Below are 11579 nucleotides of genomic sequence, written 5' to 3'. Positions count from 1 at the left end.
TAGCACGTCCGTCTACCAAGTGGTAGAGAGACTGCAGGTCGAACCGATGCCCACCACCCTCGAACCGAGCCCGAGCACGCGCGAGCGCATCCTGCGGGCGGCCACCGACCTCTACGGCACGCGCGGCTTCGACGCGGTCAGCCTCGACGTGATCGCCGCCGAGGTGGGGGTGCGCAAGCAGACGCTGCTCTACTGGTTCCCGTCGCGCGACGAGCTGGTGCAGTCGGTGCTGGCGGAGACCGCGGCCGAGCTGGTCGTGGTCGTCGAGGCCGCGATCCGCGCCGCCCCCGACGATCCGCTCGCCCGCGTGGAGGCGGTGGTGCGGGCGGTGTTCCGCCCCGCGGTGCGCCGCCCGGCGCTGCTCGGCCTGGTGCGGGAGGTCAGCCGGCTGCCGGCGCCGCTCGCCGACGGGCTGACGCGCGAGCTGGCCCCACTCGTCGAGCGGGCCGTGACGTGGCTGCGCGCCGAGATGGAAGCCGGACGCGTGCGCCGCGGCGATCCCGGCCTCGTCGTGGCCCTGGCCTACGCGACGGTCACCGGCATCGCCACCGAGCCCGAAGCCCTGCGGGTGGTCGGCTGGCAACCCGACGCCACGGGCCTTCGCCACCTGCGCGCCGAGCTGCTCGCGTTCTTGCGCGCCGCCCTGGCCCCGTGAACCGCGTGATCCGTGCGTCGAGATCGGCGACCGCTCAGCGGCTCGTGGTGCGCCGCTTGCGGGCGTGGCGCTCCAGCGCGAGGCGCACGAGCTCGTCGATCAGGGCGGGGTAGCTCATCCCGGACGCCTGCCACAGCTTGGGGTACATCGAGATCGGGGTGAACCCCGGCATCGTGTTGACCTCGTTGCACAGGAACCCGCGGCCACCTTCTTCGTAGAAGAAATCGACGCGGGCGAGCCCGTCGCAGCGCAGCAGGGCGAAGACTTCGAGCGCGAGTGCCTGCACCTTCGCCGCTTCGTCGGGCGACAGCGGCGCGGGCACGAGCAGCTCGGCACCGTCGTCGACGTACTTGTCCTCGTAGTCGTAGAACTCGTTGCCCGGCACGATCTCACCGGGTACGGAAGCCCTCGGTCGGAGATCGCCGAGTACGGCCACCTCTATCTCGCGACCGGTGATCGCTTCTTCGATTACAACCCACTCGTCGTAGGCGAACGCGTCCTTCACCGCGGAGTCGAGCTCGTCGACGGTGCGCGCCTTCGACACGCCGACCGAGGAGCCCATGTTCGCCGGCTTCACGAACACGGGCATGCCGAGCGTCGCCGCGGCGGCCTCGAGCGACGCCGGGGAGGCGTCGTGCTCGTGCAGTGCCACCCAGCGCGCCTGGGGCACCCCGTGTCGGGCGAGCACGTCCTTCGCCATCGCCTTGTCCATGCCGAGCGCGGACCCGAGCACACCGCTGCCGACGTACGGCACCCCTGCCAGCTCCAGCAGGCCCTGCACCGTGCCGTCCTCGCCCATCGGGCCGTGGAGCAACGGCAACACGACGGTGGTCGACGGCAGCGGGGCGACGTCCGTGGACGCGCCGGACAGCGCGTGGGCCGGGGTCACGGCCTCGCCGGTGGCCTCGACCGTGGCGGGCAGGGAGCGTGCATCGGCGCCGGAGCCTTCCAGCGCGGCGACGGCGTGATGCGCGAGGTGCCAGCCGCCGTCGCGGTCGATGCCCACGGGGACGAGCTCGTAACGCTGCGGATCGCAGGCGCGCATCACGTGGAAGGCGGTCATGCAGCTCACGTCGTGTTCGGCGGACTGTCCGCCGAACAGCACCACCAGGCGTGTGCGTGCGGTGCTGCCCGCCTCTCCCGGCATGCGGGCGACGCTACTCGGGACACCTCCGGGCCGCGGCAAGGCTCACTACGATGGGCACGCGATGCCGACGAACTCCGATCCTCGCTTCATGACGCACCATGCGTTGCGCATCAAGGGGTTCGCGAAGGTCGAGGTCGTCGCCGAGCTCGCCGACCTCGACGTGACCGAGGTCCACCAGCACCTGCGTGACCTCGAGGCCGAAGAGCTCGCCGTCTTCCGTGAGGCCCGTGCGCTGTGGCAGCTAAGCCCGGCAGGGCGCGAGGCCCACCACGAGGCCCTCGCCGTCGACCTCGCCTCGGTCGACGTGGCCGCGCTCGGGGCGCCTTACCGCGAGTTCCTGACGGTCAACGATGCGTTCAAGACGCTCTGTGGCGACTGGCAGCTCCGCGACGGGGGCCCGAACGACCACGGCGACCGCGACTACGACCGCGCGGTCGTCGAGCGCCTCGTCGACCTGAACGACGGGGCCGTGCGCGTGGTCGGGGCGATGGCAGGCGTGCTCGGGCGGTTGTCGCCGTACGTCACCCGCCTGGACCGCACCTGCCTGCGCATAGTCGAAGGTGAGAACAACATGTTCACCGGTGTGATGTGCGGCTCGTACCACGACGTGTGGATGGAACTGCACGAGGACCTGATCCTTTCCCAAGGGATCGATCGGGCTGCCGAGGGGTCGTACTGATGCCGCGGTTCGGGCAGGTGCTGACGGCGATGGTCACCCCGTTCGACGCCACGGGAGCGCTCGACCTCGACGCCGCCCGCGACGTCGCGCGCTACCTGCAGGACAACGGCAACGACGGCCTCGTCGTCGCCGGCACCACCGGCGAGGCGCCGGTGCTCACCGACGACGAGCGCCTGTCTCTCGTCGCCGCGGTCGCGGAGGCGGTGACGATCCCGGTGATCGCCGGCACCGCCACCAACGACACCGCCCACAGCGTGCACCTCACCGCGCAGGCGGCCGCGCTCGGCGCCGCCGGGGTGCTGGTGGTGTGCCCCTACTACAACCGCCCGTCCCAGGCCGGCATCGCCGGGCACATCCGCGCAGTGGCCGGCGCGACGACCCTGCCGGTCGTCGTGTACGACATCCCGGTGCGCACCGGTCGCAAGGTGAACACCGCCACGCTGCTCGAGCTCGCGCACGACGTGCCGAACATGCTCGGGCTGAAGGACGCGGCGGGCAACCCGGGCGAGACCGCGCGGATCGTCGCGGCGGCACCGGCTGGCTTCGAGGTCTTGAGCGGCGACGACGCGATGACCCTGCCCCTCCTCGCGGTCGGCGCGGTGGGGGTGATCGGCGTGGCCACCCACTGGACAGGGCGTGAGCACCAGCGCCTGTTCGAACGCTGGCAAGCTGGTGACACCGCCGGCGCACGCGCGCTCAACGCCCAGCTCCTGCCGAGCTTCGCCTACGAGACCGGCGACGAAGCCCCGAACCCGATCCCGACGAAGGTGATGATGAACCTGCTCGATCTGAAGGTCGGCGAGTGCCGCTTGCCGATGGGCCCGCCGCCACCAGGCCTGGCGGACCGTGCCCGCGAGGTGCTCGACGGTCTGGAGCAGGCTCGACGTGGCTGATCCCGTCCGCATCGCGTTCCTCGGCGGCCTCGGCGAGATCGGCCGCAACTGCATGGTGATCGAGCAGGAGGACCGCCTGCTGCTCATCGACTGCGGGCTGATGTTCCCCGACGCCGACATGCACGGCATCGATCTCGTTCTGCCCGACTTCACCTGGCTGCGCGAGAACGCGCGACGGGTCGAGGCCTGCGTCGCCACCCACGGTCACGAAGACCACGTGGGCGGGCTCCACTTCCTGCTGCGCGAGCTCGAGTTCCCCATCTACGGCTCCGCGGTCACCCTCGGTCTCGCCCGGAGCCGCATCGAGGAGGCGGGCCTGCTCGGGCGTACCCGGCTGGTGACGGTCAAGGACGGAGAGCGCCTTCGGATCGGTCCCTTCGACGTCGAGTTCATCCCCGTCACGCACTCCGTCCCGCACGCGATGGCGGTGGCGTTGCACACCCCGCAAGGGGTGATCCTGCACTCGGGCGACTTCAAGATCGACCTCACCCCGGTAGACGGCCGGCGCACCGACCTCGCCCGGCTGGGTTCGCTCGCGTCCGACGGCGGTGTCCGCCTGCTGCTCGCCGACTCGACCAACGCCGAGGAGCGCGGGCACTCGCCGACGGAGAGCTCGATCGGCGCGGTGCTGCGCCAGCTCTTCGCCGACCACGCCGGCCGGCGCATCATCACCGCCAGCTTCGCCAGCCACATCCACCGCATCCAGCAGATCGCCGACGCCGCGGTCGCGTCAGGGCGCAAGGTGGCCACGCTCGGGCTGAGCGTGAAGAAGAACGTACGCATGGCTCGTGAGCTCGGGGTGTTCTCCATCGCCGACTCGTCGCTGATCGACATCGAACAGATCGACGACCACGCGCCCGGCGAGGTGTGCGTCATCTCCACCGGCAGCCAGGGCGAGCCGATGTCGGCCCTCGCCCTGCTCGCCCGCGGCGACAATCGCTGGCTGAAGGTCGGCGAGCACGACACGGTGATCCTCTCCAGCCACGCCATTCCGGGCAACGAGATGAACGTCAGCCGGGTGATCGACGGGCTGCTGAAGGCAGGGGCCGAGGTGGTCCACTCCGGTGTCGCCGACGTGCACGCGAGCGGTCACGCCCAGGCCGACGAGTTGAAGACCTACCTGTCGATCGTACAGCCGGAGTGGTTCGTGCCGATCCACGGCGAGTACCGCCACATGGTCGCGAACGCGAAGCTCGGACAGCTGATGGGTGTCGACCGGCGCAAGATCCTGCTGTGCGAGGACGGCGACGTGCTCGAGCTGAACGACGAGGGATTGACGCCGACGGGGCGGGTCCCGGCCGGCTACCTGTACGTCGACGGCATCGTCGGCGACGTGGGCCAGGGCGTGCTGCGTGACCGCCGGGTGCTCGCCGAAGAAGGCGTCGTCGTGGTCGTCGTGTCGGTCGACGTCGAGGCCGGCAAGGTGCTCACCGGCCCGGAGATCATCACCCGCGGCTGGGTGTACGCGCCGGAGGCGGAAGATCTGCTCGACGAGGCGTGCGAGGCGGTGTCGGCAGCGGTCGAAAAGGCGCTGCGTGAGGGTGTGCGTGACCCGGAGGGGTTGGAGCGCGACGTGCGCCGGGCCGCGGGCAAGTTCGTCAACGAGCGCACGAAACGCCGCCCGATGATCGTGCCCGTGGTGATGGAGGCCTGAGCCCCCTGGGCGCGGACTTGGCCGAAAGCGTCGACTTGCCCGAACGCTCGCGCGCCCCCTTGGTAGGTTGAGCCCCATGCCCACGTGGGGTCCCGACAAACGGCGCACCGCCCGCGCCAGCCGCACGCCGGCGGCCTCCAAGGTGTCCAAGGCGTCCAAGTCGCGCCAGGCGCAGCCGGCCGCCGCGGCGGGCAAGCGGGCCGCCGAGCCGCGCAGCGAGCTGCGCGAGGCCGTTCACGGGCGCGAAGACGAGCTGTGGGGCATCGCGCTCGTCGGCGCCGGCGTGCTCGCCGCGCTCGGGGTCTACCTGCGCCTCGCCGGTCCCCTCGGCAGAGCGGTGTCCACCGCGCTCGGGTGGCTCGCCGGACTGGGGCGGTTCGCGATCCCGGTGATCCTGGTCGGCGTCGGTGTGGCCCTCATCCGTGAGGGCCGCCACGCCGAGCGGACGCGCCTCGTGCTCGGCGGTGCGCTCGTCTCCGGCGCGGTGCTCGGCCTGCTGCACGTCGCCCGCGGGCCGAGTGGGCTGAGCGGCGTGTCCGAGCTGAAGCGTGGTGGAGGCTGGCTCGGAGCGCTGCTCGGTGTGCCACTCGTTGGTCTGCTCGGCACGGTCGGGGCCTCAGTGCTGCTCGTCGCGCTGGCCGTCGCCGGGCTGATGCTGCTCACGAAGGCATCGCTGCGCTCGATGGTCAGCACCGGCGGCCACGCCGTCGGCGGCGTCGTCGGGCCACTCAGTCGCCGTGCCCGCAAGGCGTTCGGCGACCTCGCCACCCTGTCGAGCGACCGCAACGGGCAAGCAGGTGGCTCTGGCGAGTTCACCGACGCCACGTGGCCGGCACCTCCGCCCCTGTACGACGCCGCGCTGGAAGACGACGCCTCGCCGCGCGGCGCCAAGGCCGGTGGCACGCGGGGCCGCAAGTCCTTACCCGCGCCGGTCGTGCCGGGCGAGCCCGGGGGCGAGCAAGGCGAGCTCGCGCTCGGGCCTGGCGCGGCACGCGGCCAGTGGGTGCTGCCGCCGGCGACGCTGCTCGTGCGCAGCGGCACCCAGACGATCGACCGCGCCGAGGTCGAGTCCCGCGGTCGCACGCTGGAGGAATCGCTCGCGTCGCACGGTGTCGAGACCAACCTCGCCGGCATGACCGTCGGCCCGACGGTGACGCGCTACGAGCTCGAGCTCGGCCTCGGCGTGAAGGTGGCCCGGGTGACCAGCCTGCAGCGCGACATCGCCTACGCGCTCGCGGCCACCGACGTGCGCATCCTCGCCCCCATCCCGGGTCGGTCGGCCATCGGCATCGAGGTGCCCAACCACACCCGCCAGCTCGTCTCCCTCGGCGACATCTTGTCGGCGCCCGAGGCCAAGCATGCGAACCATCCCCTCGACGTCGCGATCGGCAAGGACATCGCCGGGCGCGCGGTGTTCTTGAACCTGGCCACGACGCCGCACCTGCTCATCGCCGGCGCCACCGGCGCGGGCAAGTCGAGCGGGCTGAACTGCATCATCACCTCGCTCCTGATGCGCACCACCCCAGACCAGGTGCGCCTGATCCTCGTCGACCCGAAGCAGGTGGAGATGGGCCAGTACAGCCGGCTGCCCCACCTGCTCACCCAGCCGGTCACGAACCCGAAGAAGGCCGCCAACGCGCTGGCTTGGGCGGTGAAGGAGATGGAGCGCCGCTACGACGTGCTGTACGAGGTCGGCTTCCGCGACGTCACTGGCTACAACGCGGCCTTCGACCGCGGCGAGCTGCAACCCGAGCCCGGCTCCGACCGCCAGTTCGAACGGATGCCCTACATCGTGGTCGTCGTCGACGAGCTGAACGACTTGATGATGGTCGCCCAGCGTGACGTCGAGGAGAGCATCATCCGCATCTCCCAGAAGGCTCGCGCCGTCGGCATCCACCTGATCGTGGCCACCCAGCGCCCGAGCGTGAACGTGATCACCGGTGTGATCAAGGCGAACGTGCCCGCCAGGATGGCGTTCGCGGTGTCGAGCCTCACCGACAGCCGGGTGGTGCTCGACCAGAGCGGCGCCGAGAAGCTCGTCGGCAAGGGCGACATGTTGCTGCTCCCCGGCAACTCCAACGTCGCCCAGCGCATCCAGGGCTCGTGGGTGTCCGAGGAAGAGGTGCGCAAGGTCGTCGCCCACTGGCGCCGTCAGGCTCCCGAGGTGCAGTACGTGTCCGGCGTCGAGGAAGGCGGCGAGACGGCGCAGAGCGCGTTCGCCGACACGATCACGGCCGGCGGCGCCGACTCCGAGGACGAGGTGCTGCTGAAGCAGGCGATGGAGCTCGTCGTGCGCAGCCAGCTCGGCTCCACCTCGATGTTGCAGCGCAAGCTGAAGGTCGGCTTCGCGCGCGCCGGCAGGCTGATGGACGAGCTCGAGCAGCGCGGTGTGGTCGGGGCGAGCGAGGGCTCGAAGGCGCGGGCGGTGCTGATGTCGATCGAGGAGTTCGAGCTGCTCCACGAAGCCGAGGGCCGTTGACCGGTGGCATGATCCTGTGATGGCCCACGCAGGACTGATTGAGATCGCATCGGGACTGAGCTTCCCCGAAGGCCCTATCGCGATGGCAGACGGCAGCATCGTGCTCGTCGAGATGTTCGGCAAGCGCCTCACGCGGGTGCGCCTCGACGGCACGAAAGAGACGATCGCGGAGATCGAGGGCGGCCCCAACGGCGCGGCGATCGGCCCTGACGGCGCGGTGTACCTGTGCAACAACGGCGGCAGCTTCACGCCGGTCGACCTGGGTGGGCTCGTGCTGCCCGGCCCGTTCGACCCCGACCGCTACATCGGCGGGCGCATCCAGCGCGTCGATCTCGCGAGCGGTGCCGTGACCGACCTGTACACCGAATGCGACGGCCGGCCACTACGCGGCCCGAACGACCTCGTCTTCGACGCCCACGGCGGCTTCTACTTCACCGACCACGGCATCCGTGACCGGGAGGCGAGGACGAGCGACATGACCGGCATCTACTACGCGCTGGCCGACGGCTCCTCCATCACCGAGGTCGTCTTCCCCTGCGATCAACCGAACGGCATCGGGCTCGCCCCCGACGGGTCCAGGCTGTACTGGGCCGAGACGCACACCGGGCGGGTGTTCCAGCGTGACGTCGTCGCCCCCGGACAACTCGCCGAGGTGGGTCTCGTCGACCCGAGCGGGGTGCTCTGCGGGCTGCCCGGCTTCCAGCTGCTCGACTCCCTCGCCGTCGACGGTGCCGGCAACGTGTGCGTGGCGACCCTCGTCAACGGGGGGATCACCGTCATCTCCCCGGCTGGCGAGATAATCGAGCACATCGCCACCGACGACCTGCTGACGACGAACGTCTGCTTCAGCGCGGCCGGTGGGTGCACGGCCTTCATCACCGTCTCGGCCACCGGCAGGCTGTTGTCGATGCCTTGGGCCTTCGCCGCGCCGCAGCTCGCCTACACCGCCTGAGCCGAAGGCCGCGGGGGATAGCCTCCCGGCCGTGCCCCAGCGCTTCTACCTCGAAACCCTGGGCTGTCCGAAGAACCAGGTCGACTCCGACAAGCTCGCCGGCACGATGCTGGCCGACGGCCTCGTCGGTACCGACGACCCCGAGCAGGCTGACCTGGTGGTGGTCAACACCTGCGCCTTCATCGCGCAGGCGCGGCAGGAGTCGATCGAGGTCATCTTGGCCCTCGACGACCGGCGTAAGGACGGTGCGCGCCTCGTCGTCACCGGTTGCATGGCCGAGCGCTACGGGACCGAGCTGGCCGACGCGCTGCCCGAGGTGGACCTCGTCGCCGGCTTTGGCGTGCCGGTGCAGGGGCGCACGCTGATCCCCGTCACCGCCGCGCCGGTCCCCCTCCTCGACCTGCTCAACCTGCCCCGGCCCCGGGCGAGCGCCCCCTGGGCCTACGTGAAGATCGCCGAGGGCTGCGATCGCACGTGCGGGTTCTGCGCCATCCCCAGCTTCCGCGGGCCCCAGCGCAGCCGCGACGTGGCGAGCATCCTCGACGAGGTCGACGCGCTCGGGGCGCGCGAGATCGTGCTCGTCGCTCAGGACCTCGCGAGCTACGGCAAGGATCGGCCTACCGAGCTCGGCGCCGGCAGCATCGTTCCGCTCGTGCACGCGGTCGCCGAGCGGGCCGACTGGGTACGCCTGCTCTACCTGTACCCGAGCGATCTCTCCGACGAGCTGATCGATGCCATCTGTGCGACAGGCGTGCCGTACTTCGACCTGTCCCTCCAGCACGTCTCCAAGCCGCTGCTGCGCCGGATGCGCCGCTGGGGCGACGGCGAGCGGTTCGCGCGCCGCATCGCCGACATCCGCCGGCGGCAGGTCGACGCCGCGTTCCGCAGCAACTTCATCGTCGGCTATCCGGGGGAGACCGAGGCCGACCACGACGAGCTGCTCGCGTTCGTCGAGCAGGCCGAGCTCGACTGGTGCGGCTTTTTCGCATACTCGGCCGAGGAAGGCACGTATGCCGCCGGGCTCGACGCGCAGGTGCCCGAGGGACTGGCCGGCGAGCGCCTGGCCGAGCTGCGCGAGCTGCAGGACGGCATCACGGCGCGCAAGCGTGATCAGTTGATCGGCTCCACCGTCAGGGTCCTCGTCGACGAGCCGGGTACCGCGCGCAGCCACCGCGAGGCCCCCGAGATCGACGGCGTCGTCGAGGTGCCCGAGATCCTCGCTGTCGGGTCGTTCCACGAGGTGGTCGTCCGCAGCGCGCTCGGCACCGATCTGGTCGCCGAGCCCGTGGCCGCGGTGGCGGAGCGAGGTCGCTGATGGCCGTCGACCCGAACGCGTTCGCGACGTGGGCCAACGCGGTCACCGTCGGCCGTGTGCTCGTCGCCCCGCTGCTGTTCGTGATCATCCCCAACGACGACGGCGGATCGTGGCCGTCGTTCCTGCTGTGGTTCGTGCTGTGCTCCAGCGACTTCGTCGACGGTTACCTGGCCCGGCGCCACGGCACCACCCGCTCGGGCGCGTTCCTCGACCCCCTGGCCGACAAGGTGCTGGTGCTCGGGGCGATGTTCACCCTCGTCAGTCGCGAGGTGTTCTGGATCGTCCCCGTGCTGATCATCGCCACCCGCGAGGTGGCGATCAGCGTCTACCGGGTGCTGGTCGGCGCGAAGGGGGTCAGCGTGCCGGCGAGCCGCCTCGCCAAGGTGAAGACCACCGTGCAGCAGTTCGCCGTCGCGTTCGCACTGATGCCGTTGACCGCGCGCGACGCGACCTGGCTTTGGCAGTCGTTGCTCTGGCTCGCCGTGGTACTCACAGTCGTCAGCGGCGTGCACTACCTGTGGCACGCCCACCGTGGCGTGGTCGCCATCGAGCAGAACGTCTGATGCGCTGCGACGTCGTCGCCGTCGGCACCGAGTTGCTCCTCGGCCAGATCGTCGACACGAACTCGGCCTGGATCGGCGAGCGCCTCGCCGCGCACGGGATCGACTCGCTGCTGCAGGTGAAGGTCGGCGACAACCGCGCCCGGATCGTCGACGTGTTGCGCAGGGTGCTCGCCGACGCCGACGCGGTGGTCGTCTGCGGTGGCCTCGGGCCGACCCACGACGACCTCACCCGCGACGCGATCGCAGAGCTGATGGGGGCCGAGCTGGTCCCGGACGTTGAGGTGGCCGATCGCATCCGCGAGCTGTTCGCGCGCCGCGGCCGGCAGATGCCGGAGAACAACCTGCGCCAGGCACTGGTGCCCGTCGGCGCCACCGTGATCCCCCAGACGAGGGGGACGGCTCCGGGTTTGATCTGCCCGGTCGGCGACAAGGTGGTGTACGCCGTCCCCGGCGTGCCCCACGAGCTGTACGACATGGTGGAGCGCGCGGTGCTGCCCCACCTCGACTCACGCGAGGCCGAGGGCTCGGTGATCGTGAGCCGCGTGCTGCGCACCTGGGGCGAGAGCGAAAGCGGCCTCGGCGAGCGGCTCGACGAGGTGATCTCCAGGCTGGAGGAGGAGGGCACACCGACGCTCGCGTTCTTGGCCAGCGGGTGGGAGGGGTTGAAGATCAGGCTCACCGCGAAGGCCCGCACCCGTGAAGCGGCAGAGGAGCTGATCGACCGCTGGGACGCCGAGGTGCGCCGCCACGTCGGCCAGTTCGTGTTCGGCGCCGACGACGACACGATGGAGTCCGTCGTGCTCGACCTGATGCGCCGCCGCGGCGTCACCCTCGGCCTGGCCGAGTCGGTGACCGGAGGCCTCGTCGCCGGCCGGCTGACGTCTGTGCCGGGTGCGAGCGACGTGCTGCGCGGGGCGATCGTGTCGTACGCGAGCGAGGTCAAGCACGATCTGCTCGGCGTCCCCGAGGGACCGGTGGTCAGCGAGGCTGCAGCGGCCGCGATGGCCACGGGTGCCCGGCGTGTGCTGAGAGCCGACGTCGGTCTCGCGCTCACCGGGGTGGCCGGCCCCGCCGAGCAGGACGGGATGCCCGTCGGGATGCTGTGCGTGGGCATCGCGTCCGGTGACGGGCCGGCGCTCACCTCGACGCTGCGCCTTCCCGGCCAGCGCGAGCAGATGCGCCAGATGGCGGTGATCTCGGCACTCGACCTGCTGCGCCGCCACCTGCTCGCCGGCGGTTGAG

The 11579-nt window shown here is 71.0% G+C and carries 10 protein-coding genes; 9 read left to right on the top strand and 1 reads right to left on the bottom strand.

From position 1 onward, the window contains the following. Positions 1 to 46 precede the first annotated feature (46 nt). Positions 47 to 655 (top strand): TetR/AcrR family transcriptional regulator, encoded by a 609-nt coding sequence (locus IPM43_01615; GenBank protein QQS25115.1) that lies wholly within the window; start codon positions 47 to 49, stop codon positions 653 to 655. Positions 656 to 689: 34 nt separating this feature from the next. On the opposite strand, the gene IPM43_01610 is transcribed toward IPM43_01615, so the two are convergent. Continuing rightward, positions 690 to 1802: a D-alanine--D-alanine ligase gene (locus tag IPM43_01610; protein QQS25114.1), complete on the bottom strand. Its 1113-nt coding sequence runs from the start codon at positions 1800 to 1802 to the stop codon at positions 690 to 692. Positions 1803 to 1863: 61 nt separating this feature from the next. Here IPM43_01610 and IPM43_01605 point away from each other — a divergent pair, with 61 nt between their 5' ends. The 8 genes from IPM43_01605 to IPM43_01570 all read left to right on the top strand — a co-directional run bounded on the left by IPM43_01605 (position 1864) and on the right by IPM43_01570 (position 11578). Then, a complete protein-coding gene (locus IPM43_01605; GenBank protein ID QQS25113.1) occupies positions 1864 to 2481 on the top strand; it encodes a MarR family transcriptional regulator in 618 nt (205 codons plus the stop codon). Next, positions 2481 to 3374 carry a 4-hydroxy-tetrahydrodipicolinate synthase gene (gene dapA, locus IPM43_01600; GenBank protein QQS25112.1) on the top strand — a complete coding sequence of 298 codons (894 nt, stop codon included), beginning with the start codon at positions 2481 to 2483 and terminating at the stop codon, positions 3372 to 3374. Before IPM43_01605 ends, dapA begins: the two co-directional genes overlap by 1 nt. Continuing rightward, a complete protein-coding gene (locus tag IPM43_01595; protein ID QQS25111.1) occupies positions 3367 to 5028 on the top strand; it encodes a ribonuclease J in 1662 nt (553 codons plus the stop codon). Before dapA ends, IPM43_01595 begins: the two co-directional genes overlap by 8 nt. Positions 5029 to 5104: 76 nt before the next feature. After that, on the top strand, positions 5105 to 7507 hold the full coding sequence (locus IPM43_01590; protein QQS25110.1) for a DNA translocase FtsK 4TM domain-containing protein: 2403 nt from the start codon (positions 5105 to 5107) through the stop codon (positions 7505 to 7507). Positions 7508 to 7526: 19 nt separating this feature from the next. After that, positions 7527 to 8459, top strand: a complete 933-nt coding sequence (locus tag IPM43_01585) for an SMP-30/gluconolactonase/LRE family protein (GenBank protein QQS25109.1) — start codon at positions 7527 to 7529, stop codon at positions 8457 to 8459. A 31-nt stretch (positions 8460 to 8490) separates the two neighbouring features. Beyond that, positions 8491 to 9774 (top strand): 30S ribosomal protein S12 methylthiotransferase RimO, encoded by a 1284-nt coding sequence (gene rimO / locus IPM43_01580; protein ID QQS25108.1) that lies wholly within the window; start codon positions 8491 to 8493, stop codon positions 9772 to 9774. Further along, on the top strand, positions 9774 to 10337 hold the full coding sequence (gene pgsA / locus IPM43_01575; protein QQS25107.1) for a CDP-diacylglycerol--glycerol-3-phosphate 3-phosphatidyltransferase: 564 nt from the start codon (positions 9774 to 9776) through the stop codon (positions 10335 to 10337). The genes rimO and pgsA overlap by 1 nt, the downstream gene beginning before the upstream one ends. After that, positions 10337 to 11578 (top strand): competence/damage-inducible protein A, encoded by a 1242-nt coding sequence (locus IPM43_01570; protein ID QQS25106.1) that lies wholly within the window; start codon positions 10337 to 10339, stop codon positions 11576 to 11578. The genes pgsA and IPM43_01570 overlap by 1 nt, the downstream gene beginning before the upstream one ends. The last annotated feature ends 1 nt before the right edge of the window (position 11579 follow it).

This window comes from Actinomycetota bacterium, from assembly GCA_016700055.1.
Lineage (GTDB): Bacteria > Actinomycetota > Acidimicrobiia > Acidimicrobiales > Ilumatobacteraceae > Kalu-18.
This window is presented reverse-complemented; position numbering and strand designations above follow the sequence as displayed.